Raw genomic sequence first — 25,825 nt, forward strand, 5'->3', positions numbered from 1 at the left:
TACCTTAATTTAGTAGAAATAAATAATCCACAACTTTTAAGTAAGACCATTTATTAAATTCCTATTACATATATTAATTATCGCTAGTTTCTTTATCTTTCTAAACTGTTTTCTTTTATCGCCTTAACAAAATTTCCATTATGCTTAGACAACATCATTTTTGCTTTGATTGGATCTATATGAAACAGCAACATTAAAATTGCTATGCGTACATCCCCGTCTGCTTCCTTATTCGCTTTCTTCGCAGAAATTTCATCAACACCAGTCAGTTCTTGAATAATGTTGATTGCCCGTTTGCGCAGCTTTTTATTTGTCGCTTGCACATTGATCATAAGGTTCTTATATACTTTACCCAGTCGTATCATCGTAGCTGTAGATAGCATATTTAAAACCATTTTTTGTGCAGTTCCAGCTTTTAGACGGGTTGAACCCGTAACTATTTCTGCTCCTACAGGTAACTCTATTGGAATATTAACATTTTTCGATAGTTTCGTGTCTACATTGCACGAAATACCGATTGTTGGTACACCCATTTCATTTGCCTGTTGTACTGCACCTAAAACATAAGGGGTATTGCCGCTCGATGCTATACCAACGATCACATCTTTTGTTGTAACATGATTTAGTACATCTTTTTTTCCATTTTCCCAGTTATCTTCTGCATCTTCTATTGCATTTCTAAGCGCAGCATCGCCACCCGCAATAACCCCTTGTATCAAGTCAGGAGAGACACCAAATGTTGGCGGGCACTCAGATGCATCTAACACTCCTAATCTACCACTGGTTCCTGCACCAAAATAGATGACATGTCCTCCTTTTTCAATTGCTTGTACCATTGTTTCGATAGCTAATTCAATCTGCGGAAGTGCTAATGCAACCACATCAGCTACTTTTTTATCTTGTTCATTCATTAATTGTATGATTTGCATTGTAGAAAATTCATGAAGATTTTTGGACTTATTATTTTTCATTTCGGTTAATTGTGAATCATCTGCCATCGTTCTCCCACCTTGCTTGTATTGTCTTGTTGTTATATCCTTTTTTTAGTATTTGTTTATGATCTCCATAAGGCGGGAGTGCTATCTGTCCTAATATAACTGGCTCAATAGCCCCTGTTGCCTTAGGAACATTTGCCTGCTGCTGATGAATGGTTTCATTAGCAAGTACTGCAAATCCAACAGCTTCTTTTTCATCTGTCGTTATACCCAGTTGATCAATTGTAAACACATTGATGGTTGGCAGTAACTGTTCAATCATTTTAATTAACGTATGATTATTTCCACCACCACCACTTAAAATTATTTCTGAAACTTCCGAATTAGGAAAAACAAATTTTTTATACGCGTCTACAATGGAAAAGGCTGTAAAATAAGTAGCTGTTGCGATTAAATCTTCTGCCGGTAAATTGCTAGATAACGTTAGTATTTCTTTGGTATATTCACTACCAAAGTCTTCCCTTCCAGTTGATTTTGGAGGAACTAAACGAAAATACTCATGTTGCATCCATCTATCTACAATATCCTTGTGAACTTTCCCTTTTGCTGCTATCCTTCCACCTTCATCAAAAGGAAGATGACATAATCTTCTACATAATTCATCTATTATCATGTTCCCTGGGCCGGTATCAAATGCATATATTTCATTTATTTGAGCATTTTTTGGAATTACAGTGCAATTACCAATGCCGCCAATATTTTGTAATATTCTCCCTTTATTTTCATCCCGAAATAAAAGCCAATCCATATAAGGTATTAAAGGTGCACCTTCTCCGCCCGCTGCGATATCCATTGTTCTAAAATTAGAGACAACTACTGTATTTGTTTCATATGCTATGATAGAAGGATCACCAACTTGCAACGTTGATTTAGCTAAAGAATGATGTGCTTTTGGAATGTGATATAAAGTTTGACCATGCGAACCAATTAAGTCTAATTGATGTAAATGAATGTTGGCTTCTTTACAAACTGCTTTTACAGCATTCGCAAAGACATAGCCCATCTTAAAGTTCAAACTACATATTTGTTCCACATTCGAGCTAGTTTTATTTATTGCTAAAAGCAGTTCTTGCTTCAATTCATCATTGTAAGGCAATGATATGCTCTTCAAAACTTCCATACGGGTTCTTCTTTTATAACCTTCCATTTTTACAAGCGAAGCATCAATTCCATCTAATGAGGTTCCTGACATGAGGCCAACAACTAACATACTCATCATAATTAACCTCCTATTTGACTTTTCCATGCATAGAGAGAACCTGTTACTGTCGGGGTATTTCTAAATAGAAGCGACATATCGGTTGAGAATTCTTTTAATTTTATCTCAACGTATTTCTGAATAAATTCATTCTTTTCTAATAGGCCGCCTTTCAAAACAATGGTTATTGGAGGCTCTAATCTGAGTAGTTTAATCAGCCGTATAACCTGCTGAGCTATTTCGTAACCAGCATTTTCCAAAAGTCTGATTGCATCTATATCCTTATTTTTAGCAAGTTGATGTACAAATAAGGATAGTTCAGCAATTTCTTTTTTTGTAGAAGAATAAACAAAATCTTTTATGGCAGACGGTGTCCATAGTTGGTATTCGCCAGCTAAGGATGTAGCAAATTCTTTTTGAATAGAACCTTGCTCGATTTCGGAGATCAACCGTTTTAATGCCTGAATGCCGATATCATATGAGCTTCCTTCATCTCCCAACAAATGTCCCCAACCACCAATTATTTTAATGGTGGATTTATTTTTTCCAATAAAGACAGATCCTGTTCCTGCTATTGCCAATATCCCGTTTTCATCTCCTAAAACCGAATAGAGAGCTAATTCCGCATCATTTAAAACGAAAGTTGGTATTTGAAATTGTTCCTCCACCAATTGTTTAAACTCTAATTTAGAATTACCTTTTTCAATTCCGGCAACACCTAAAACAATAAACTCACACTTACTACCATATTCACTATTCATACAAACTTTTATTGCATCCATAATATTATGTTGAGCTTCTTCCCTATCCACTGCTACGTTACCCTGTCCATTTTTTACGGAGAAAAGTATATTTTTATCATGATCCATCACTGCTGCATACGTTTTAGTCCCACCTGCATCAAGACCTATATAATACATGTCTATCACCTATCCCAATTTGAAAAAGCAAATTTATCCCATGGCTTCAGATAGTCAATTAAGAAAATCTCCTCTTCTCGTATTCTGCCGATAACATTTGTTTTCCCAGAATTCTTCATATCTTTTAAGGCAATTTGTAATTCTCCTGCATATTGTTTATACAAATCGCTTTCTATGATGATATCCCCTCTTTTTATGTCTATCGTGTTATGTGGCGGAAAAGACTCTCCTCTATATTTAACTCGGCTTTGCGTAGAACGAATCATATAATCAGAAACATCACCACGATAAAAATGAGGTTCATCAAATACTATTTTTTTCTCTAAATCGCTCACTGAATCACTTAGTTGAATATTAAACGTTATTTTCTCTTTATTCATATGACTTAAAAGTTCCATTTCTTCTTCAGATGCATATGCATTACTAATAATGACATCATCAATTAACGTTGTGGCAAACAAATGTTTTGCCTGAACATCGATTGGTAATTCGCGATGCATTTCTAAAGTGGGTAACCCTTCTACGATTGGCCACGGTCCAAACGTTGCAGCCTTTGAAGATACAAAAGCAGCTGTTCTCAATCCGTGCTTTTTAAACTTTTTACTGCATTCGATAAAGAAATCATACGACAAACCGCTGTAGCGATGTGGATAAAAATTATGACAACCTATTAACTTATTCCGATTAGGTTGGAAGCTTAAAATATTTTCCAGATACTTCGTTGCATTACTCATATTAATCTCTATATTTAACCCATATGGATTAAAGGTCATCATGGACTCTTCATTCCCAGTAAAACCAAGATCTAATCGAATTCCATCTACCCCAAGGTCATTAAAAAAAGATAAGTCATCATATGAGATACCTAAACTTTTAAATATACGTGGGCTAATATCGCATATTACTTCCATATCAAGCTGTTTTGCAAAATTAATCGTTTCCTTGAAATCAGATAAGATCTCATTTTTATTTCCTTCAACGGACAGTAAACACGTAAAAATGCGCTTAAATCCGTATTTGCTTGCTAGATGTATATAGTGTTTATCATTTTCTACTGTGGAATGATTTGGATAAATAGAAATTCCTAATTTTTTCATCTTCACACACTCTCTCCTTATTTTTTTTCTAATTGATCTACCCTGTTAAGTATCTTAATCATCTGTTCAATTAAAGACATCTCACTGATTGCCGCCATTAAGTGATCCTGTGCATGGACCATTAATAATGACATCTCAACTTTATCCCCATTTATTTCTGCTTGAATGAGCTTCGTTTGTGTATTATGTGCTTTTGTTAAGGTTTGGTTCGCTTCTTCCATTTTTTTATTAGCCAAATCAAAATCGCCATTATAGGCTAGCTCTAGTGCTTCATAAGCAATCGATTTAGCATCCCCACCATGAGAAATAATATGGAATATCTCTGTTTCTATATTCATCCTGTAACCCCTCCAAAAAATTTCATTTCTGAGATTGTTCAAAAAGCAAACTAAAATAACATATCGAAATTCTTTGCACGTTAGAATGGATAATTTTTAATGTTGAAGTTCATTCAACTGTTAAAAACTTTCAAGTTCTAGTATACGTGCAACTAAGCTATCATCTACGCTTCGCTTGTTACTAGCCTAGTTTTCTTTATTGGCTTCTCCGTTCCCGAAAAGAAAAATGCTTCTCCTGATTAGGAATGAGTCTAGAGAAAGCTGTTCAGTATTATACTGCATACACTGTAGCTACTCAATACTCCGCCAGCGCTTACTTTGACTAGATAGGACGTGCTAGTCTTGGCGCTGTAACAAGGATGGTCTTATACCTTAGCCACTCTTTAATCGTTTTTATCTTCTTTTTGAACACGCTCTTATAGTATATAAGATACCATAGATTGAAATTTTGTTTTAGTATTTTTGATAAATATATTGAATTTTTATTTCGTTTATTCTATAATACATGTGAACGAAAACCCTTTCAAGAAATATTAGATCAGGGGGTAGACAATCTTTTGTATATTTTAAGAATGATTAGGAATCAAATGAAATACTTCTCCAAATCAGAGAAACTTGTTGCAGAATATATTTTGAACGAACCACAAAAAGTTGTAAATTTTACAACCAAGGAGCTTTCTGAAAAGTGTTATACAAGTGAAGCTGCGGTCATTCGGTTTTGCAAACGTGTCGGTATTCACAGTTTTAAAGACTTTAAAATTGCCCTGGCTAAAGAAATCAGCCTCGAAAAACATGAATTTATATATGATACTCCAATAAAATTTGACGACAACATAGGTGAAGTAATTAACAAAGTCATTACGAAATCAATAAAAGCTCTACAAACAACTTCACAACTTTTGTCTACTCAACAGTTGGAAGAGGCAATCGTAATACTACATGGTGCCAAAAGAATATACTTATATGGTGCAGGTGGGTCGTCTATTGTAGCTCAAGACCTAACCTTAAAATTATTACGAATTAATAGACTAGCTTTTCACCACCCTGATATACATGTACAAATGACGAACGCAGCAAATATGGATGAACATGATGTTTTATTCGTTGTTAGTACGTCTGGGGCAACGAAGGAAGTTATACAATTAATTGAAACAGCGAAGGAAAAAAATACGAAAACCATACTTCTTACGCAACAAAAGAATTCCTTTGCTCGAAGAAAAGCAGATATCATTCTAGATATATCCGTAGAAGAGGAAAACATTAGAGTTGGTACAATGAGTGCTAGAATTGCAGAGTTAGCGGTTGTTGACGCACTATTTATAGGGTTATGCATTAAACTTGGTGATACTTTTTATAATCATATATTTAACACACACCACGCCGTATCACGTTTTAAAGAATAAAGTGAAACTTCATTTCTTAATATGCCTTTCCCAAGAAATGTTAGTACCACAAGGGTATGACCTAAAGGCCCTTGAATCAATCGGGCATTTAGATGCCGTTCTCTCCCACTTTTGACCCCTTGTATCAACTCAAGATTTTGAAGTGGGAGTCTTACGGCACCTTACATGCGGGATAAAAACTATTAAAGGAGCTGATCAAATGAAAGTATTATTCGTGTGTTCTGGTGGTATGTCTAGTGCAATTGTTGTAAATTCGCTAAAAAAAGAGGCGGGAAAACATGGGCAAGACCTTGAAGTTAAAGCTATTGGTTCTAGTGAAGTAGCATCTGAACTCGAAAACAGCTGGGATGTAGTCATGGTCGCACCCCAAATTAAGCATCGTTTTGACAATATAAAAAAAGAGGCGGATGAATTTGGTGTACCCTGTGGTGCCATTCCACCACAAGCTTATACTCCATTAGGAGGCCCTGCATTATTTAAAACATTGAAAGAATTAGTCAATTAAGCAGAAAGAGAGAGGAGTCCATCTTCATGGCTAAGTTTACAGATTTCTTAGAAAAAAAAGTATCAAACCCAATGGCCAGATTAGCTGAACAGCGTCATCTGTTGGCAATACGTGACGGTGTAATATCTGCCTTGCCATTTATTATAGTAGGGTCATTCTTTCTAATAATTGCTTTCCCACCATTACCGGAAACATGGGAAATTACAAAATGGGCAACTGGTCACGCTGATGCCATATTAATTCCGTATCGAATGACCATGTTTATCATGTCCTTATATGTAGCCTTTGGTATTGGTTATAATCTGGCACAATCATATAAGGTTGACCCATTATCTGGAGCGCAAATTGCAGTTGCTTCCTTACTACTTACCATAACTCCATCTGTCGTCGAAGAGTTAGGCTTTGTACTGCCAATGCAGTATCTAGGTGGAAGTGGACTGTTTGTAACCATTATTGTCTCCATCTTATCTGTAGAAATATTTAGGATATGCAAACAAAAAGAAATTACGATTAAACTTCCAGATGCGGTACCATCATCAGTAAGTCGCTCATTTGAGGCACTAATACCTGTTGCAATTGTAATTATTTTAATGACTATTATTACTGTAACGATGGGAGTAAATTTACACGCTCTTGTAGAAAAACTAACTACACCGCTTGTTACTGCTGGAGATAGTTTATTCGGCGTATTGGTTCCTGTATTTTTAATTACATTCTTTTGGTCGTTCGGTATTCACGGTGTATCCGTTGTCGGTTCAGTTGCTCGCCCTCTATGGGAAGTATACTTGTTAAATAATGGTGAAGCTGTTGCTGCCGGTGCAAGTGAATTACCTCACATTGCTCCAGAGCCATTGTATCAATGGTTTATTTGGATTGGTGGTTCTGGTGCCACATTAGGTCTAGTTATTGTCATGTTAATTTTCGCTAAATCAAGATATTTGAAAAATCTTGGTAAAGCTGTTGCTGTTCCAAGTATTTTTAACATTAATGAACCGGTTATTTTTGGGTTACCAATTGTATTAAATCCCATTTTAATCATCCCATTTATAATTACACCAATTATAACCGCAACCATTGCCTATTTCGCTACATCGGTTGGACTTGTATCGCCAACATTTATAAAGGCTCCGTGGACACTCCCTGCACCAATTGGGGCATACTTAGCAACTGGAGGAGATTGGCGTTCTATCATTCTAGTTATTGTAAACACTTTTATATCTGCGGTAGTTTATCTACCTTTCCTAAGAGTTTATGACAAGAAAATGCTCAGTATGGAGCAAGATCAAGAGCAAGAATAGATAGGCACTTTTACAAGGGAATCACTTGTTGATTCCCTCTTTAGGAGGTATTTCTCATTATGAACCAATCCAGAATAATTCCTCGTATTAGCTTTAAAGGTGTTTTCGTATTTATGACTATTTTATTTTTAGGGGTTTTATTCCTTACCATTCCCTTGAAATATATTCCTATTTCGGAAACAATGAGTTACTTTTTAAGTGCTGGAATTTCTGCTTCCATCGGAATAAGTGTAGTCCTAACAAAAATTGATGGAAAAACAGAAGACAAACAATTAATTAAAAAAAGAAGACTCATTTCCATTATTGTTGGTTTTGCTGCGAGTGCTTTAATGACATTTGTATTTGGAGGAGATATCCTTGGTTAAAAACGGAATTAAAATAGCTACTATTGGTGGAGGATCCAGTTATACACCTGAATTTGTTGAAGGACTAATTAATCGATATAAAGAGCTTCCGGTTCGTGAATTATGGTTAGTCGATATAGAAGAAGGAAAAGAAAAACTAAATATCGTCGGCAATTTAGCCAAACGAATGGTAAAGAAAGCCAACTTGCCAATGAAAGTTTATATGACATTGAACCGAAAAGAAGCATTAAAAAACGCAGATTTTGTAACAACTCAGATGCGTGTAGGCTTACTGCAAGCAAGGATTAAAGATGAACGCATCCCTTTAAAACATGGCATGATCGGTCAAGAAACAAATGGAGCCGGTGGTTTGTTCAAAGCACTTCGAACCATTCCCGTTGTATTGGATATAGCAGAAGAAATGACGGAACTGTGCCCTAATGCATGGCTCATTAATTTCACCAATCCCGCCGGCATAGTAACGGAGGCTGTTATGAGACATAGTAGCCATAAAAAAGTAATTGGTCTCTGTAATGTACCGATTAACATGAAAATGACAATTGCTCAATTGCTCGATGTCCCAACTGATCAAATAAGTATCACTTTTGGCGGATTAAATCATATGTCATATGGTCTGGATATCCATGTAAATGGAGAGTCAAGAATGGATGAGGTTATTGAGTTATTGGCAGACCCGGATAAACAATTAACGATGAAAAATATAGTTCCACTACCTTGGGATAAAGACTTCATTAAGGGACTGGGGTTAGTACCAAGTCCCTATCATCGTTATTATTATAAAACGAGTGACATACTTAAAAACGAGTTAGAAGAATTTAAAGTGGGCAAAACCCGTGCAGAAGTTGTTAAGCAGTTAGAAGATGAACTGTTCGAATTGTATAAGGATCCTAATCTTAATATTAAACCTCCACAGCTTGAAAAACGTGGAGGAGCTTATTACAGTGATGCTGCTTGTAATTTAATATCATCTATATACAATGATAAAGGTGATATTCAAACACTTAACATCCGTAATAAAGGAGCAATTACAAGTCTCCCTAACGATACAATCGTTGAAATCAACTGTATTGTTACAAAGCAGGGGCCTATCCCGCTTGCAGTTGGAGAACTTCCATATTCGATTAATGGCCTTATTCAACAAATAAAGTCATTTGAATTAGCCGCAATCAAAGCTGCTGTTACAGGTTCTTATGAGCAAGCTTTGTTAGCTCTTTGTATTAACCCACTTATTACAAGTGATGAAAAAGCAAAAGTAATATTGGATGAAATGTTAGAAGCACACAAAACATATTTACCTCAGTTCTTCAAATAAGGAAATTTTAAATATTTATATAAGAAAACACCTCTGCTTAGTTGTGAAATTAGGTTAAGTCAGCCTATCAACTATTAGTGAGGTGTTTTTCTTGTATAAAAAACAAGTCATTTGTTACTATACACTTTTTTGGTAAAGCCTAATTCCTATAATTTTCGGTACTGTCAACAACGAGTCATATTCTCCAAAACTATCTCCTAAAAAATCTCTTTTTCTCCAAACTTATTTCTGATTCTCCTTCCACTCTAATATTCTAGCCGCCAATTTTTTTGGAGTGTTTTGAAAGGCTTCAATAGTACTGCCAGCTATATGTGCTGTTATTGTAACATTATCAAGTTCAACAAAGGGACTGTTTTCATCTAAAGGTTCATCGTCAAACGTATCGATAGCCGCTCCAGTAATCAGACGATTTTTTAATGCCCGGATTAGATCCTCTTCTTTTATTAAGCCTGAACGAGCAGTGTTTATGATTACAGCTGTATGTTTCATCATTTCAAAATGTTTGTAGCGAATCATATGTTTCGTTTCTTCTGTTAATCTTCCGTGTAATGAAACAATATCAGATCTTTGTAATAAGGTATTTAAATCCACTTGATCAAATACTGTATCACCTTGAAAGTATGGATCATAAAAAATGATATTCGTATCAAAACTGCTAAGAAGCTTAGCAACTAATTGTCCAATGTTTCCAAAGCCTATTATTCCTACTGTCTTATCCTTAAGTTCCGGGACAAACTCTGCATTTACAAAGTCTTTTTTCCACTCTCCTCGTTTTAAGGCTGCGTGGGAACGAGCAATGTTGCGGACTTCTGATAATATCATTCCTACTGTAAATTCAGCTACACTTCTAGCATTTCTCCCAGGAGTGTTTAGAACTTGAATTCCTCTATCCGTTGCGGATTTCAAATGTACATTTTCCATTCCGCCACGTAGTACGCCAATTAATTTTAAGTTTGTTGCTTGTTTAATTACGTTTTCATTAATAGGAGCAAATTGTGTAATGATTACATCATATTCTTCAATATCCTGATAGATAGATTCTGGTAACTTCACAGCTTCACTGCCTTGCTGTTCTATCTTCAAATTATCATGCTGTAATTCTTCTAAATCAGAATGCAACCATTCTCTAATCACTACTTTCATTCCAGCTGCCCGTAACTGCATTAAACCTTTCTCCATCATATCTTTCGGGATAAATAGATCAGTGATGGCTAGGCACTTCATATAAAATCACCCCCATTTTTTTCATTCATTCTTTTATCTCATTAACATTCCACCGGTAGCATCAATAGTTGCACCTGTAATATAATTTGCTTTCTCAGAAACTAAAAAACTGGCAATATCAGCAATCTCGCTAGGCTTTGCTATTCTCCCCAAAGGAATGCGATTTAGATAGTAATCATTCTTTTCCTGTAATGATTCTCTCATCATATCTGTATCTACAATACCTAAAGCAAGATTATTAACATTAATTCCATCCTTAGCATGTTCTCTCGCCAGTGAAATAGAAAAAGCAATCATACCAGCTTTACTTGCAGCATAATGTGCATGACCTGTAGTTGAACCATAAAAAGCCGCTTGTGATGTTATATTTAGTATTTTGCCTTTCTTCTTTTTGCTTAAGCAATGTTGGACAAAAGCCTGACAAGTAAGAAAAACACTATCCAAATTTATTTGGATTGTCTCCTTCCATTCCCTTAAACTCATGTCTTTTATATAACTAGTTGGCCATGCAGCCGCATTATTAATTAAAATATCTATATCGCCAAAATGCTTGCTGCTTTTACCAATTAATTTGGATACTGCATTTCCATCCAATAAATCGAGTTGAAGATCAGCTGCCCTCGCCCCTATCTTGTTTATCCTCTCTACGACCTTTTTTGCTTTTTCCTTATTATCTTGATAGGTTAAAACAACATTTGTTCCTTCTCTTGCTAATGATAAAGCAATTTCACGACCAACTCCTCTAGATCCACCAGTTACAACCGCTGTTTTCCCTTTTATTCCTAAATTCACTAGTAAACACCAACCTTCCACACTTCTTCCATTCTCTTTAATGTTTTCTTATAATTCATATACTTAACTTTATATATACGGCTGTTTTCTTTAGTGGGATGAATCGTGCTTTCAATTTTAATCATTTTATCTGCAGCTTCTTTTATAGAATGATAATTTCCTGTCATAACAGCAGCACACATAGCTGTACCTAACGTTCCATGCTCATTTACTTCTACTATTTCCAAAGGAATTTGTAAACAGTCAGCAAACATTTGTAACCATACATTTGATTTTGTTACACCACCGGCAATTCTGGTCTTTTCCAATTTATCTCTATATTGTAATAACCTTTCTATATGGTATATATGTCCAAACACAATACCTTCATATACAGCTCTAACTAGGTGTTCTTTCTTATGCCAGCTATTCATGCCAATGAAGCAGGAATTAGCATTTGGGACTGTATTTGAACCAAATAAAAATGGAAAGAAGAGGAGATCACTTTCTTCTGGTGTCGTATTCTTGACCATCTCATTACATATATCATAAATGGGGACTCCATTTTCTTTCGCATTCAACTTTTCTTGAACCATAAAATTATCAATAAACCACTCTAAATTACTTGCTGAAGTTGGACTAGCTTCTGTAACTAACCAATATTCCGGTAAACAATAAATGGAAGTCATAAATAACTCACGATCGATTATCGGAGTTTTCGTAATAAATTCGTTAATGCTCCACGTTCCAGCTACAATGCATAACTCTTTATCTGTTATAAGACCGGAAGCTATCGCTGATGCAGCGATATCGAATATCCCTCCAGCAACTGGTGTTCCTTCTTTCAAACCTGTTACGTTCGCTGCTTCCTTTGTTATATATCCACACAAATCTGTTGATTCCTTCAACGGCGGCAACTTAGGCAGTATGTCTTCCAATCCAAAAAAAGCTAATAGCTCTTTATCATAGCAACGATCTCTAACATTTAATAGGTTTGTTCCAGATATATCCGTCAGCTCTAAATATGCTTTCCCAGTTAATTTAAAACGAATATAATCTTTTACCATAAATATATAATCTGTTTCCTCGATTACTTTTGGATGGTTATCCTTTAACCAGGCTAGCAAAGCCACTGGTTGACCAGCCCAAATAGATTGCATCGTTTTGGGCAAAATTTCTTTTTCAAATCGTGCATCATTATACCAATTTTCGATATAATGCTTTGCCCGATTATCTGTAGAAACTATTCCGTTATACACAGGCTCTCCATACTTATTAGATAAATAAATACCATTACCATGCCCGGTTATAGAGACGCCAGCAATTTGTTCTGCTTTAATTTTAGAAATACGAATTGCTTCTTTAATCACAGAGATATTGGCTTTCCATAATTCTTCCATGTTTTTTTCCGTGTGATAAGGTTGTGGCATAATCATTTTTGTTTTTCTTGTTGCTAATCCCATTTCTTTTCCAGCTGAGGTGTAAATTGCTGCTTTGGTTATCGTACCCCCATTATCAATACCCATAAAGTACTTATCCATCATCCATACCCCCTAAGAAAAAATGTTACGCCTTCGTGTGAGCTTCGACACTGTACACCTCCTTGTTCACCCTTTAAAAATTAGAGAAACTTGGCTTGTCGCCAAGTCTTTAGCGAAAGCTATAGTTTTTCTTATACTATAAACCTAAAAAATTTATACTTTCCTATAGTACAAAAAAGACCCCACAAATAAATTAACCATTTCTAGTTAATTATTTATGGGTTCTTTCATTAACATATGACCTCTTAATAATATTTTATTTACGTACCTCTATATTAGCCCACTATGTGTGCACTGTGATCTATTGATTCACTCGCTATACCTTGGATTTTATTTTTATAAAGCTTAAATGTATCACTACCAATATGACGTTAATCAGTACTAATCCTCTAATATGTTATTCATTTCCTTCTGTGTTCAACATCCACACCTTTTTTAAAGGTATCTCCGTTTTTATATCATCGCTAAGCGAATCATATGTTTCAAATAATTGTTCAATGATTTTAGCCGAATCCCACAATCGCAACTTAAAGAACTGCTTTGGAATTTCATTTAATACAGACATTTTAAAACCGCTCCATGATACAAGTAATCCATAATCTGCATTGACATTACTCATGGTGCCTATTAATTGGTCCATGGTTGGTCGATCAACTGGCGTATCATTCGTTTTTACTTGTACACAGATTTTCGGCGAACCAAACCCTAACGTATTTGATGAAGCTAAAATATCAATCCCATAATCTGCTCCCTCAGGACTTCGATATGTCGTAAAACCTTTTGCCTTTAAAATTTCTTCTATTAACACTTCCATCTTATGCCCTTTAAATTTTCGGATGATGTATTCGGAAATTTTATCTTGAATAAATTCCTCTAAATCAACAACCGCCTCATCTTCCGTCTCATCGATACGCTTTATAACAGATTTATGAACAACTTGCCAATTATTTTCATACATCTCCTTTAATCGTTCTTCTGCGTTATTTTTATGTATCTTGCAAACAGTCATGAAAGCCCCTAATGAATATAGAATATCCTGTTCAAACCTATCTCTTGGGACATCTAAAGCAAACCAATTAACATCTCGATAGTGATAATATGGACTTTCTGCCTTCGGATTAAAGCAATAATCTCCTTTAATTTCACCAAAATGGATCGTTCGATTTAATTTACTCGGCAAAACAACCCAATCACCAATCTCCATTCGATATGCAATCGGATATATTTGCGAAGCCCAATTAATAGCTGTCTTTTCTTTCTCTAAATTATATTTTTCAACTAATAAATCATATAAGTCCTCTTTATTTGGAAACTCTTTTAAATTTATATTTAAATCATCCCATGTTAAATAAACGCGATTATCCTTTAAAAACTTATTTTCAAATTCCCCTTTGGAACCTGCTCGAAATAACCAAATACTCAATTTACTCTAGCTCCTTTATTTGTATAAACAAGTACGAGAAAGAGATTTACTTTCGACGGGAGAGTATAATTAACTGTGTAAATATGAATGCGTATAATTTATTTAAAACTTAACCTCAAACTCCTTTTCCTTAATACGAATTTCATCACCACTTTTATAGAGCTCATTTACAATAAATATATTTTCATTTGTTGTTTGAATTAATAATTCAATTGTATTTTTCCCATCTAATATATATTTATCTAAATTTAATTTGTAGTTATCAATATTATTCGATTTTTGTATACTTACCCCGTAATTATTTTTATCTAATCTACTTTTAAATTCCTCTATATCCATATTTAATTTATTATTATCACTTTTGAAAACCTCAATCGAACTGCTATACCTTTCCATTTCTTTAACATTAATATTAATATGCTTATTAAATACTGAATCTCTAATAATCCGTAATTGAAATTTAACATCATCATAATTATTCACCTTAATTTCAAGGGGCATTTGTTGAGTATCATTGAATCTAACAATAGCGTATTTTCCCTGATCCAATGATAGTAGAGTGACTGTTATACCTAAAGTGGCTATCAAAAGAGCAAAATATCCAAATAAAGCAAACGGAACAGACTTATCTATTTTTCTTTCAAAGGAATGAGTTATTTTAATAAATTTATTTCGTACCTTTTTATTCAAGTGCATAATAAATATAATTATTATAATAATAATTGAACATCCGCCTAATAACCATTTTGTTAGATTTATATTTTCTTTAATCCCTTTAATGAGTAATAACACTAGTAATGGTAGGATAATAATTTTTAAACTATATTCTAAATTCCTAAATATATTTTCAAAACAATCATCAGCTTTTTTGAAAACATCGGCTTGATGTTTTGGTTTTCTGTACAACGCATAAGACTTCATTTCATAATAAATATACTTTATTACTGAAATTACTATAACTATTATAATTGTCATAATTATTATTGCATACAAGTGCTCAAAATTATATAAGGTTTTAGTATATGCAATTTCAGAAAAAATCTTACTCCATAATTTGGTACCCCCTTTTGTTATGAACCAAGCACCACCGAAAATGGTAATGGTAAACGCTAATCGAGTAGATCGATATGTAGAATAATTATTTTCTTCCACTTATTTTTCTCCTTTCTTTTATAGATTCTACTTTGATAATTTTTCTTCATTAACTGCTAAATCACGTAGCACCTGTTTCTTTAATATGTGTAAAAATATAATTATTTGTTACAACTTTTACAAGACTTGGCAAATGAATGATTTTAGACTATTTATGTATATTTTCCAGATATGGTATTAAGGAACAGAAATTTCTATAGAATTTATCAATGTAATCGTTATTTTTAAAATGAATAAGTATTACATAATCAATAATTTGGTGCTTTTGTCAGTAGGACTTTATCCACGTCTACTTAATAATAGCGAAGTACGATAGCAATAACAAACAGCAATGTTCTTTTCCAATAAACACAGAAGTGTGCGGGTGACTTAAACGTATTAACAATTACTTTCTTTTGTAAAGTAATGATCATATAATTTATCTACTGAGAAACTCCACAAAATTGTCTGTATGAATGATACCATCATCTGGGACGTTGTTTTGTGTTAGCTTTAACATCAAATTTTTCTTTTTTCTATTTGATACAACTACTTTGCTATTTCTCTAAACCCATATCAGACCACCTTTAAAAATGTCATCATATGGAACAATCAAATTTTTAAATACAATATATGACTTTTCTATCTTTGGAGTTAAAATTGCAAATAATTAGTAAATTCTTATTTTAAAAACATCTATTTTTACCCTCTATTATTTGTAGTTTAATTAATTATAAATATTTAATACACATTACTTTTGTCGCGGTATATGTTATAATTTAACTAATGTATATGGAAAATTTATGCAGGCGCCTTGTAGAATTGGTACAAGGGAGGAAGGTTTCAGTTTGTCAAACTTCTTAATAATATTAAGAACTTCGACAACTAGCGTTAATATGATTGTAATTCTGACTGAAGAATCGGTCATAATAACCACACCTTTCACAATTAGATAGATTGTAGTTCTAATACATCTATTATAATTGGTTAGTTGTATCGTAGTCACTATCAGTTGTATGCTAGAGGAGGTATTCTTCAAATGAAGAGTAATAGACTACAATTACATACTCCTCTTAGCTCTGCAACAGCTAATTGGAGGGAGTATCAAACAAAAAAATATTTACACTTTGATACTCCAATAAACATAAAGGATGTAAAACATCTAATTGAAGATTCAAAATGGATAAAATCACACGCTTTCTTTCCATTTATTCATTTTGAGATCGTATTTAATAAATATGTATTAAAAGACTTTAGTGAAATCGAAGAAACTAATAAGCAAGAGCTGAGAAAAAAGAAAACTAAAACTAGAAGTATTATGTACGCATCACATATGGATCAATTCATATTTAAATATTATGGTAATATCTTAAATAATTACTATAATGAATATGCTCTAAATAATGGTATAGATGAATCTGTATTAGCATATCGTAATAATAAAAAGGGAAAAAATAATTTACATTTTTCAGCAGAAGTGTTTCAGTTCATATTAGCGCAAGATAAAGCTATAATTATATCGTTAGATTTTAGTAGCTTTTTTGATAATATTACTCATCGAGAGTTAAAGAAAAATATAAAAACAATTTTAAGCAATAATGAAATTCCCTTAGATATCTATCATGTATTTAAAAATACTACTAAGTATAGTTATGTTAACAAGGAAAAAATAGACGAATACTTAATAAAGAAATTCGGAAGCAAAAAAGCGCTAAACAAACTAAAGAAAAACCATAGGCTAAGAAAAATTATGCCTTATTCTGAATTCAGAAGATTCAAGCGAAAGTACTTGTATAAAAATAAAAAACCCTTTGGTATACCTCAAGGTTCCGGAATAAGTGCAGTCTTTTCAAATATTCATCTAATTCATTTTGATACAGAAATGATGAATTGGGCAAAAAATCATAACGCATTGTATAGAAGGTATAGCGATGACCTTATAATGATTATTCCTTCAAAATTTACTAAAAATGAAATATTAAATTTTAAAAAAGAAATAATGACAATAGTTAACAAATATAAACATTATGGTTTGCATATCCAAGAAGAAAAAACTGAAATTAGGATATATAAAGATAAACAAATTTATGATGAAAACGATAAGTACTCCACACTTGATTATTTAGGATTGGTAATGGACGGAAAGAGCGTTCAACTTCGTGAAAAAAGCCTTTTTAAATATTATACAAGAGCATATCATAAAGCAAAAGTCTGCAAGGAAATAACAAGAAAAACAGGTAAAAAGTTTGAACGAAAAAAACTTTATAAGATATATACACATTTAGGATTTAAATATAAAGGGCATGGAAATTTTATTTCATATGCCAAAAAGGCTGATAAAATAATGAAAAGTATAGGTTTAAAAAGTAGAATACATATTCAAGTAAAACGCCATTGGAATAAGATACAACGAAAGTTAAATAATAGTCAATAATTTTCAAAAGAATAGTAACCTTGTAACCATATAATAATGTTTCATATTTTTTTCATCATATATACTTTCTTTTAATGTCAAATATTAATTTATCGGAATGGTTCCCTTTGTTTTTGTTTTTTCTGAAGCAAGCTTCAATGCTTCAATTATAATTTTTTACTATACGGCTCATCATAATCCCAGGATAAACATAGTTAGAGCTTTATTTTCGCTCTCTATTAAAGACTGTAAAAATGTAGGAATTGACTTTGATTGCTCATATTTAAATGGATTCAGATAAATAAAAGAATATAATTTTCACGCTATTAATCCCCATCTTAAATTCTATACACGATATAAATGCTGATCCTTACCCAAGAAACGATTTTTCCAACCAACAAGTCCTACCAAAAAGAGTTTCCATATCGAGAGGAAACTCCTTTTCATCATTAAGCCCTATTTAGAGGATAATTGGCACCCACAGCTCATGCCTTGGCTTATGCTTTGGAGGATAATAACATTCCATACACGGTAAATTAGCCAGTTCATAACCGGAAGTTGGAACCCATTCCGAGTATAACCTTTTCCAAGCCCCCACAATATTAGGAAAAACAGCCCAAGTGGCTGGCGGGATAATCAATGTTTCCATATCACTTGGTGCATCGCCATCATATCGCACCCCCATAAAATATGCGAATTCATCATCGGTAATAGCTGCTTCTTTGCCACAAACACCTAACAGACTTTCAAGTGTACATTTTGGGTTTTCCCAAGCCATATCGATAAGCTCTTGCATAAAGCCATGTTTTTTGGCAGTATTCCACAGTGTAGGTATCATTTTAAACGCTTTGCTCGTTTTTACAGGTTTACTTTTTCCAACAATCTTTATTTCAAAATCTAACTGTTCGATTCGGTATTCCATCTCAGAATCTCCCTTTATAGAAATTTGAAAAGAGATCTTTGGAAAGGCTTTTAATGATGTCCCTTTTGTACGAGCGGCTGAGGGGGTTAATCCATGTGTCTTCTTGAAAGCACGTGAGAATGAATCAACAGAATCATATCCGTACTTTATAGCTACATCCATTATTCGAATATCACTTTTTTGAATTTCAAATCCAGCAAGGGTTAGGCGTCTGCGTCGAATGTATTCTGAGAGGGATATACCAGAAATAGACGAAAACATTCTTGAAAGATGATACTCTGAACAGTAGCCAACTTGTGCCATTTTTTTGTAGCTTATTTTATGATCAAGGTTTTGTTCAATGTAATCTAATACGTTATTCATTCTCTCCAACCAGTCCATACCATCTATCTCCTTTCATTCATATTGTAATAGAAAAGAGACTTTGTTGTACGACTTTTTATGCCTAAAAAAGTCGGATGCCCCTCTTTTTATCTATAAAATTTTCTTTTTATTTTATCACAAAGATTAATACAACTATATTAGACGGAATGGAAATGAAGCAGGAGTATATAAATTATGTGCAGGAAGGCGGCTTAAAACGTGCATACCAAAAACCTGTGGTGATACTGCTTAGCTGGGTTTAGTAATAAGACTATGATGCTATAGGAAAAACGGGTACAGCAGATAATACATTCAACAGAGATTACAAAGAAAGCCTATCCCCGATCAGATATGCGTCTATAGATAATCCTGAAGTTGCCTTTGCCGTAGTCGGCGCAAAGTAGAGCATGTAAACATCAACATAGGCGAGCGAACCATGAATGCTTATTTCTACCTGAAGGAAAGCCGTGTGGATACTGAATCGGAAAGGGAATACTTATATAAAACCTAGTTTCTACTTAACGGGGTTATCACTCCATCATTTCCATATTTTCCTATACTTTTGCTTATACTTTTCATCATCGACAGTTTCTATTAACTCCATAGCTGTTTGTTTGATGTTTTCATCATTTAAGTGGTCATATAAGTTCTTCATGTTTTGTATCATATCAGAACGAATTAACGTATCATTTTTTTCATCTGTAGCCGTTTTAAAACGGTCAACCATATATTCCATGACCATTTCTTTTTGTGTTGTACCAGCAAGTCCTACCTTCCAGATCGATTGCAGACTATGTCTAGCAGTAACAAATTTCTCATCCTTTGTTACTTGCCACAACTTAGGGAAGTCCTTTATTATTCTATTTTCAGGATCACTCTTTGCTAAATTAGCTAAGTATTGTGCAGCTCGAGAGCGCTGATGATTATCTTTATGGGATAAATCTTCTACTAATTGATCCCAAACTTCGTACGCCCAGTCTACTTTTTGCTCTGTTGCTTTTAAAATATTGCAGTATGCTTGATACCGTTCTTCTTTATCTTTTGATTTTGATCTTTCCAATTCTTTTTTTATCTGACTATCCATTTTTTCAATTCCCTTCTTTTGTAGTACCATTTTTCTCACCAAGCCCTAAAATGCCATGTGCTTATGCTTTAACCTGATTTGACCGTCTCGCTTGGATTACACTAATTTTCCTGAACATGATGTTATTTGGGAAATCTTTTTATGATTGGCATTTTACTAAGAACGAAACGCACAAATAGTAGGAGAATCATTAATATCATTATACTATTATTACCTAAAATAAACCGTCAATGATCAAAAATCTGTGGCTTCTGTAATCGTTATTCATTGATTGATAAGTTATTGACATATCCATTCGTATAATCGAACAAGGTATACCTACACGCCAAATTGTCACAACAAAGGAAGTCCTGTTACGAAAGCTTGATACTATACATGTATAGTGACCAATAGCCGGACAAACCATGGTCTCTCCGGCTATGTAATATTTTCCCGCTTTTAAAGCAACATCCCAGCAATTGCGGCACTGAGTAAATTGGCTAAAGTTCCGCCGATTACGGCTAAAAAACCAAATCGAGCGAGATCACTCCTACGATCTGGTGCAAGTCCACCGATTCCACCAAGAAGCATTGCCATGGCTCCTAGGTTAGCAAACCCACAAAGGGCAAAGCTGATAATGGCAACTGTTTTATCTGAAAACGAACCTATTTCTGACGCAAATGAGCTATAAGCAACGAATTCATTAAGCACAAACTTCTGACCAATAAAAGAACCAGCCTGTACAGCTTCTTCCCATGGAACTCCAATTACAAACGCCAGTGGAGCAAAGAGGACACCAAGTATTTCTTCCAACGTGATTGCCTCAAATCCAAACAAAGAACTAAACCAGCCAAGTCCTAAATTAGCTAACGAAATCAATGAAATAAAAGCAAGTAATAGCGCTCCGATATTTAAGGCCATTTTCAACCCGTCTAATGCACCCTTCGATGCAGCATCAATAATATTTACTGTGTCAGGGTCCTTATGAAAAGTGATCGTTTGCTCCACTGCGCGTGTTTGTTTCAGGAATTAAAATTTTTGCCATTAGCAATCCTGCTGGTGCCGCCATAAAGGCCGCTGCAATTAAATATTCAAGCGGGATGCCCAGCAGGGAGTAACCTACTAAAACAGAGCCGGAAACAGAAGCTGTTCCACCTGTCATTACAGCGAATAATTCTGAATTTGACATCTTACTTAAATACGGCTTAATAACGAGTGGAGCTTCCGTTAATCCAACAAAAATATTTGCTGCCGCTGACAACGATTCCGGCTTTGTCGTTTTTAAAAGCATGGAAAGAAAACCACCTACGATTTTGGTTAAAAATTGCATAATACCGAGATAAAACAATACGGAAATTAGGGATGAAAAGAAAATAATAATGGTTAAAACCTGAAACGCAAAAACAAAACCTATTCCCTCTGCCTCAAATAGCCCTCCAAATACAAATTGTATTCCTTCATTAGAAGAATCGATAATACGTTGGACAAAAGCAGCTACACTTCCTAAAATGTTTTTCCCTGTTTCCCATTTTAGAACGATGAATGCGAAAACTACCTGAATGATTAAAGCACCGGCAATCGTTCTCACATTAATGGCTTTTTTATCTTTAGACAGGAGAACGGCCAGCCCTAATAAAAACAATACTCCAAATATACCCCAAATAATTTGCATCTGTTTTCCCCTTAAATATATATTTAGTTTTAGTAGTACGTTTATATAATAGTAGTTAACATCTCTAGAAGGGAGTTTTTAAACTTATCACGATCAACAGCTTCACAAACTCGAACATTTGGTTTTTTATTCATTCGATTATTTAAATCAACAAGACTATAGCCCCTGGTTAATTCCCCCTTCGTTTCAATATCAACATAATAATGATTAGACATTGTCATCAAACTTTCATCAGCCGCAATGGCTACAAGTAACGTATCGGGATGGGTTGTCCCGTTTAAACGATGTACTGCTTTATTAAATTTCATCACTACTCGATTAATATCAGTAAAAAATTGAGAACCAGCCGTTCTGATTTTTTTTATTTCTTCATGATCGCCATCATCCATAATTGAATATTTTATACACATATCCCAACCAACCATCGTAATCGGTATCCCGGAATGAAGAACAAGCTTGGCGGCTTCGGGGTCAACCCAAAAATTATATTCAGCCGCCGGAGTAATATTACCCAATGTATTATTTGTCCCACCCATTATGTAAAGGTGTGGAATAAGCTGAACAATCGACGGATCTTTTTTAATTGCCATGGCGATGTTGGTTAAAGGAGCGATAGCAAGAAGAGAAACTTCTCCAGGATACTGCTTCACTTTTTCAATAATAAAATCAACAGCATGACCAGTTTCAGGTCGCTGTTTTGCTTTTGGAAAATGCGCCCCTCCCATTCCATCTTCTCCATGAACGTCCTCAACGGTACAATGGCGCTCATCTCCAGTTGCTAAAATCGGGCCTTCATAACCTTTGTAAACAGGAACGTATTCTTTCGGATTTGCTACTTGAATGGTGTAGAGCGCATTTTCTACCTGCTGATCAAAATCAACATTTCCTCCCGTAATCGTTACTCCTTCAACCTTATAATGGTGTAGAGCCATTAACAAAGCTATCGTATCATCCCCTGCCGTATCCGTATCTATAATAACTCTTCTCATTTTTTACACCTCATTTTTTCACTTTTTTACAAATAAATTACATATGAAATCGCACGAATCTCCCTAAACGATCATCACCTGTCTTGAATCAGACAGCTCTTTTTTTCTTGCTTCGTTTCTTAAAATGAATCCTGCATTCTCCCGGCTGCTTCTTCATTACATCATGTCTTCCGATTATCATAGTAGATAAAAACCTATAGGAAAAAGGTAGAATTCGTATCCACCATTATAATTTAAATAAACCTTCTCCTTCATGTATATCGGCAAATTGTTTATTATCTTTAAATTGACTGAGTTGTTCCCTAGTAGCAAATGCCGGAACAACTTCTTCCTTCGTTACACAATAAGCACCGGCTAGGTTCGCAAAAGAAACCGCTTCCAACAACTCGTATCCTTCAGCTAGTGCTACAGCTAACGCTCCAGTAAACGCATCACCTGCTCCTGTCGTATCAATAGCTTTAACTGGATAGGCCGGGATGTTCACTGTCTCCTTAGAGGTGACAATAAAGCAGCCCTTCTCCCCTCTTGTGACAATGACAACTTCAGGTCCTTTTGTTAACAATTGTCGTGCTAGCCGTTCACATTCTTCCATTGTAAGTTGATCACTTGGTTCTTTACCGTTTAGTATGAGGAGTTCTGATTCGTTCGGATTAACAATGGATGCCAACGACAACAACTCCATTGCTTCTTTTCTTGCAGGGGCTGGATTTAAAATAATCATTTTCCCTTTCCTTTTTGCAATTTCCATCCCCCGCCTTACTGTTTCATAAGGAATTTCCAACTGAAAAACGACTATATCACAATCAGAAATCACATTTTCAATGCCGTCCATATACATTGGACAAAGCTCTTTATTAGCCCCTACATCAACAATAATACAATTATCGTTTTCTTCATTTAACAAAATAATGCCGACACCCGTTACACGTTTATTTGTTCGAATAATGTAAGAGGTATCGACACCTGCTCTCTCTAGCATGGCTAGCCCGTCATCACCATATTTGTCCTCACCGAAACACCCCACAAAAGTTACCTCTCCACCTAGCTTAGCTGCAGCAACAGCTTGGTTTGATCCTTTTCCCCCATAGCTTTCGGAAAAGCCGCTGCCAATAAGCGTCTCTCCCCAGTTAGGGATTCGCCCAGTTCTACAAGTTAAGCCAACATTATAACTACCAATTGAAAGTACTTTTTTTGTTTTTTGCTCCACCGTAAACTCCCCCATGTAATCGCTTGTATTTTACCTTGTAAGTATGGATGTAACCTCATATTTATCTGTTCGTAATAAAATATGAGAGCATTCAACAGGGACTTGATTAAGACCAAATGTGATTTGATCAATATATAAAACAGGATCACTGACTTCCAACCCCAAAAGGTCAGCTTGCTCCTTATCTAAAGATTTGGCGGAAAAATTCCGAATCCCTAGATTTATTTTCCCATCTATACGCTTTTCGATTGCTTTAAATAAACTTGTCTGCTCAAAATCTTCATACTCAATGCCGTAACAGTATTTTAAAGAAACCCAATTTTCTAACAGAATAGCAGGTTCATGCTTAATGAAACGCACTCTTTTTAAGTAGAAAACTGCTTCATTTTCATCAAGATCAAGTTTATGCTGAATATCAGGACTAGCTTTCACAACTTTCATTTCAAGAACATTCGTCTTAAACGTATATCCTTTTGACTCCATCGATTCTGCAAATGAGATGAGTTCTTGGGCAAAGGGGTAAGAAATTTTTTGTTTTTCCACAAATGTTCCTTTTCCTTGAACTTGAATGAGTAACCCTTGTTCAATTAATAATGAAATTGCTTTACGTACTGTCCCTCTGCTTACATCTATATGTTTCGCTAAATCTTCTTCCGCAGGCAGTTTATGCCCTTTCTTCCAATATTCAAATGTAATATTTTCCATCATCCACTCGGCAATTTGTCGATAGAGTGGGATTGAATTTTCCTTTTTTACAAATTTTACCTCCATCAAGCAAGGCTCCTTCTATATTTGTTATATGCCTTTATCATAACAAATGAACTTGGAAGAAAGAAGATGTTAATAATCGCTAAGCGCTTCCCCAGAGCCGCTAACTATCTTTGCACCTGCACTTGTTCCTATTAAACTAGCACCTGCATCTAAAATTTCTATAGCTTTCTTCATATCACGTATTCCACCAGAAGCTTTTACTTCTACTTTCCCATTTGCAATTCGTTTTAATAGTTTGATATCCTCGATTGTCGCATGACCACCTTTTCCCCAGCCACTCGAATTTTTCAAATAGGTCACGCCAGCACGAATTGCAAGCTCTGCTGCTTTTACTTTCTCTTCTTCTGTTAACATTCCAAACTCAAGCATAATCTTGGTGACCTTTCCACCTGCAGCTTGGACAATCGATGTTATTTCATCATGATATTCTTGATGCATTCCACTTTTCAAAAATCCAATATTCGCCATAAAATCAACTTGTTCAGCCCCTAAAGCAATAACCTCTTCCATTTCCAAAACTTTTGCTCTTGTTGTCGATCCACCCATTGGGTAACCAAGTGCCGTACAAATTTTTACATTAGATCCTACAAGATGTTTTTTTGCTTCCTCTATCCAACACGGTTGCAACATCACTCCATCAAAGCCATATTCCAAACAATCCTCACATAACCATTTAATGTCTTCTCGCGTTACATCTGGGTTAACATTCGTATGTTGAATTCTTCTAGCAACTTCCTCTACTGCATAATTTGACATTTTATACCTCCTTTTGACCTATTTAACGCTCTTTTTGTTGTATACGTATATATACGTATACTTATTTTTTACTATAGAAAGAATTTTCTATTTTGTCAATACTATTCCATAAAAAAGTAGTTAGACTCATAATTCCCTTATAAAAATT

At 34.6% G+C, this 25,825-nt stretch carries 22 protein-coding genes and 1 pseudogene; 6 read left to right on the plus strand and 17 right to left on the minus strand.

Going from position 1 to position 25,825, the window contains the following annotated elements; translation table 11 throughout:
* Positions 1 to 92 precede the first annotated feature (92 nt).
* From murQ to JNUCC74_RS18090, 5 genes are read right to left on the minus strand one after another with little or no spacing between them, the layout of a single operon-like run.
* Positions 93 to 998, minus strand: coding sequence for an N-acetylmuramic acid 6-phosphate etherase (murQ, locus tag JNUCC74_RS18070; RefSeq protein WP_454066378.1), 906 nt, complete (start codon positions 996 to 998; stop codon positions 93 to 95).
* Entirely contained in the window at positions 988 to 2,205 is a 1,218-nt protein-coding gene (gene anmK / locus JNUCC74_RS18075; RefSeq protein WP_454067921.1) for an anhydro-N-acetylmuramic acid kinase AnmK, read from the minus strand. The genes murQ and anmK overlap by 11 nt, the downstream gene beginning before the upstream one ends.
* 11 nt (positions 2,206 to 2,216) lie before the next feature.
* Positions 2,217 to 3,113 (minus strand): N-acetylglucosamine kinase, encoded by an 897-nt coding sequence (locus JNUCC74_RS18080; RefSeq protein WP_454066379.1) that lies wholly within the window; start codon positions 3,111 to 3,113, stop codon positions 2,217 to 2,219.
* 5 nt (positions 3,114 to 3,118) lie between these two features.
* Positions 3,119 to 4,210: a DUF871 domain-containing protein gene (locus JNUCC74_RS18085; RefSeq protein ID WP_454067922.1), complete on the minus strand. Its 1,092-nt coding sequence runs from the start codon at positions 4,208 to 4,210 to the stop codon at positions 3,119 to 3,121.
* A gap of 17 nt (positions 4,211 to 4,227) precedes the next feature.
* Entirely contained in the window at positions 4,228 to 4,548 is a 321-nt protein-coding gene (locus JNUCC74_RS18090; RefSeq protein ID WP_454066380.1) for a PTS lactose/cellobiose transporter subunit IIA, read from the minus strand.
* Between the two features lie 557 nt (positions 4,549 to 5,105).
* On the opposite strand from JNUCC74_RS18090, the gene JNUCC74_RS18095 reads away from it, so the two are divergent.
* The 5 genes from JNUCC74_RS18095 (at position 5,106) to JNUCC74_RS18115 (ending at position 9,431) form a co-directional block, all read left to right on the plus strand.
* Positions 5,106 to 5,951: a MurR/RpiR family transcriptional regulator gene (locus tag JNUCC74_RS18095; RefSeq protein WP_245799727.1), complete on the plus strand. Its 846-nt coding sequence runs from the start codon at positions 5,106 to 5,108 to the stop codon at positions 5,949 to 5,951.
* A gap of 199 nt (positions 5,952 to 6,150) precedes the next feature.
* Positions 6,151 to 6,456 (plus strand): PTS sugar transporter subunit IIB, encoded by a 306-nt coding sequence (locus JNUCC74_RS18100; RefSeq protein WP_454066381.1) that lies wholly within the window; start codon positions 6,151 to 6,153, stop codon positions 6,454 to 6,456.
* Positions 6,457 to 6,482: 26 nt separating this feature from the next.
* On the plus strand, positions 6,483 to 7,754 hold the full coding sequence (locus JNUCC74_RS18105) for a PTS sugar transporter subunit IIC (RefSeq protein ID WP_454066382.1): 1,272 nt from the start codon (positions 6,483 to 6,485) through the stop codon (positions 7,752 to 7,754).
* A gap of 59 nt (positions 7,755 to 7,813) precedes the next feature.
* On the plus strand, positions 7,814 to 8,119 hold the full coding sequence (locus tag JNUCC74_RS18110; protein ID WP_077318786.1) for a hypothetical protein: 306 nt from the start codon (positions 7,814 to 7,816) through the stop codon (positions 8,117 to 8,119).
* Positions 8,112 to 9,431 (plus strand): 6-phospho-beta-glucosidase, encoded by a 1,320-nt coding sequence (locus JNUCC74_RS18115; protein WP_454066383.1) that lies wholly within the window; start codon positions 8,112 to 8,114, stop codon positions 9,429 to 9,431. Before JNUCC74_RS18110 ends, JNUCC74_RS18115 begins: the two co-directional genes overlap by 8 nt.
* A gap of 222 nt (positions 9,432 to 9,653) precedes the next feature.
* Here the strand turns inward: JNUCC74_RS18115 and JNUCC74_RS18120 are convergent, their stop codons facing one another.
* The 5 genes from JNUCC74_RS18120 to JNUCC74_RS18140 form a co-directional block, all read right to left on the minus strand.
* Complete coding sequence (locus tag JNUCC74_RS18120) at positions 9,654 to 10,655, minus strand: 2-hydroxyacid dehydrogenase (RefSeq protein ID WP_454066384.1); 1,002 nt, start codon at positions 10,653 to 10,655, stop codon at positions 9,654 to 9,656.
* A gap of 33 nt (positions 10,656 to 10,688) precedes the next feature.
* The gene (locus JNUCC74_RS18125; RefSeq protein WP_454066385.1) at positions 10,689 to 11,447 is read right to left on the minus strand and encodes an SDR family NAD(P)-dependent oxidoreductase; all 759 of its coding nucleotides are present in this window, start codon (positions 11,445 to 11,447) and stop codon (positions 10,689 to 10,691) included.
* Positions 11,447 to 12,967 carry an FGGY-family carbohydrate kinase gene (locus JNUCC74_RS18130; protein WP_454066386.1) on the minus strand — a complete coding sequence of 507 codons (1,521 nt, stop codon included), beginning with the start codon at positions 12,965 to 12,967 and terminating at the stop codon, positions 11,447 to 11,449. The genes JNUCC74_RS18125 and JNUCC74_RS18130 overlap by 1 nt, the downstream gene beginning before the upstream one ends.
* A gap of 397 nt (positions 12,968 to 13,364) precedes the next feature.
* Entirely contained in the window at positions 13,365 to 14,390 is a 1,026-nt protein-coding gene (locus JNUCC74_RS18135; protein ID WP_454066387.1) for a restriction endonuclease, read from the minus strand.
* A 102-nt stretch (positions 14,391 to 14,492) separates the two neighbouring features.
* On the minus strand, positions 14,493 to 15,542 hold the full coding sequence (locus tag JNUCC74_RS18140; protein WP_454066388.1) for a hypothetical protein: 1,050 nt from the start codon (positions 15,540 to 15,542) through the stop codon (positions 14,493 to 14,495).
* Between the two features lie 1,018 nt (positions 15,543 to 16,560).
* On the opposite strand from JNUCC74_RS18140, the gene JNUCC74_RS18145 reads away from it, so the two are divergent.
* The gene (locus tag JNUCC74_RS18145; protein WP_454066389.1) at positions 16,561 to 17,955 is read left to right on the plus strand and encodes a reverse transcriptase domain-containing protein; all 1,395 of its coding nucleotides are present in this window, start codon (positions 16,561 to 16,563) and stop codon (positions 17,953 to 17,955) included.
* A gap of 439 nt (positions 17,956 to 18,394) precedes the next feature.
* On the opposite strand, the gene JNUCC74_RS18150 is transcribed toward JNUCC74_RS18145, so the two are convergent.
* The 7 genes and pseudogenes from JNUCC74_RS18150 to deoC form a co-directional block, all read right to left on the minus strand.
* Entirely contained in the window at positions 18,395 to 19,237 is an 843-nt protein-coding gene (locus tag JNUCC74_RS18150; RefSeq protein ID WP_454066390.1) for an AraC family transcriptional regulator, read from the minus strand.
* A 520-nt stretch (positions 19,238 to 19,757) separates the two neighbouring features.
* Entirely contained in the window at positions 19,758 to 20,303 is a 546-nt protein-coding gene (locus JNUCC74_RS18155; protein WP_077318945.1) for a hypothetical protein, read from the minus strand.
* A 438-nt stretch (positions 20,304 to 20,741) separates the two neighbouring features.
* Positions 20,742 to 21,954: pseudogene (locus tag JNUCC74_RS18160) on the minus strand (NupC/NupG family nucleoside CNT transporter).
* 41 nt (positions 21,955 to 21,995) lie between these two features.
* A complete protein-coding gene (locus JNUCC74_RS18165) occupies positions 21,996 to 22,943 on the minus strand; it encodes a nucleoside hydrolase (RefSeq protein ID WP_454066391.1) in 948 nt (315 codons plus the stop codon).
* A 226-nt stretch (positions 22,944 to 23,169) separates the two neighbouring features.
* Positions 23,170 to 24,150, minus strand: coding sequence for a ribokinase (rbsK, locus tag JNUCC74_RS18170; RefSeq protein WP_454066392.1), 981 nt, complete (start codon positions 24,148 to 24,150; stop codon positions 23,170 to 23,172).
* Between the two features lie 30 nt (positions 24,151 to 24,180).
* Positions 24,181 to 24,921: a GntR family transcriptional regulator gene (locus JNUCC74_RS18175; RefSeq protein ID WP_454066393.1), complete on the minus strand. Its 741-nt coding sequence runs from the start codon at positions 24,919 to 24,921 to the stop codon at positions 24,181 to 24,183.
* Between the two features lie 69 nt (positions 24,922 to 24,990).
* Positions 24,991 to 25,677, minus strand: coding sequence for a deoxyribose-phosphate aldolase (gene deoC / locus JNUCC74_RS18180; RefSeq protein WP_454066394.1), 687 nt, complete (start codon positions 25,675 to 25,677; stop codon positions 24,991 to 24,993).
* Between the last annotated feature and the right edge of the window lie 148 nt (positions 25,678 to 25,825).

Source organism: Cerasibacillus sp. JNUCC 74 (assembly GCF_053667775.1).

What these genes read in the sequence shown, in the direction of transcription:
- JNUCC74_RS18150 (WP_454066390.1), bottom strand. Translation starts at nt 19,237, where the DNA reads ATGGACTGGTTGGAGAGAATGAATAACGTATTAGATTACATTGAACAA.
- JNUCC74_RS18165 (WP_454066391.1), bottom strand. Translation starts at nt 22,943, where the DNA reads ATGAGAAGAGTTATTATAGATACGGATACGGCAGGGGATGATACGATA.
- JNUCC74_RS18090 (WP_454066380.1), bottom strand. Translation starts at nt 4,548, where the DNA reads ATGAATATAGAAACAGAGATATTCCATATTATTTCTCATGGTGGGGAT.
- JNUCC74_RS18105 (WP_454066382.1), top strand. Translation starts at nt 6,483, where the DNA reads ATGGCTAAGTTTACAGATTTCTTAGAAAAAAAAGTATCAAACCCAATG.
- murQ (WP_454066378.1), bottom strand. Translation starts at nt 998, where the DNA reads ATGGCAGATGATTCACAATTAACCGAAATGAAAAATAATAAGTCCAAA.
- JNUCC74_RS18100 (WP_454066381.1), top strand. Translation starts at nt 6,151, where the DNA reads ATGAAAGTATTATTCGTGTGTTCTGGTGGTATGTCTAGTGCAATTGTT.
- JNUCC74_RS18145 (WP_454066389.1), top strand. Translation starts at nt 16,561, where the DNA reads ATGAAGAGTAATAGACTACAATTACATACTCCTCTTAGCTCTGCAACA.
- JNUCC74_RS18155 (WP_077318945.1), bottom strand. Translation starts at nt 20,303, where the DNA reads ATGGATAGTCAGATAAAAAAAGAATTGGAAAGATCAAAATCAAAAGAT.
- JNUCC74_RS18110 (WP_077318786.1), top strand. Translation starts at nt 7,814, where the DNA reads ATGAACCAATCCAGAATAATTCCTCGTATTAGCTTTAAAGGTGTTTTC.
- JNUCC74_RS18175 (WP_454066393.1), bottom strand. Translation starts at nt 24,921, where the DNA reads ATGGAGGTAAAATTTGTAAAAAAGGAAAATTCAATCCCACTCTATCGA.
- anmK (WP_454067921.1), bottom strand. Translation starts at nt 2,205, where the DNA reads ATGTTAGTTGTTGGCCTCATGTCAGGAACCTCATTAGATGGAATTGAT.
- JNUCC74_RS18120 (WP_454066384.1), bottom strand. Translation starts at nt 10,655, where the DNA reads ATGAAGTGCCTAGCCATCACTGATCTATTTATCCCGAAAGATATGATG.
- JNUCC74_RS18080 (WP_454066379.1), bottom strand. Translation starts at nt 3,113, where the DNA reads ATGTATTATATAGGTCTTGATGCAGGTGGGACTAAAACGTATGCAGCA.
- JNUCC74_RS18130 (WP_454066386.1), bottom strand. Translation starts at nt 12,967, where the DNA reads ATGGATAAGTACTTTATGGGTATTGATAATGGGGGTACGATAACCAAA.
- deoC (WP_454066394.1), bottom strand. Translation starts at nt 25,677, where the DNA reads ATGTCAAATTATGCAGTAGAGGAAGTTGCTAGAAGAATTCAACATACG.
- JNUCC74_RS18085 (WP_454067922.1), bottom strand. Translation starts at nt 4,210, where the DNA reads ATGAAAAAATTAGGAATTTCTATTTATCCAAATCATTCCACAGTAGAA.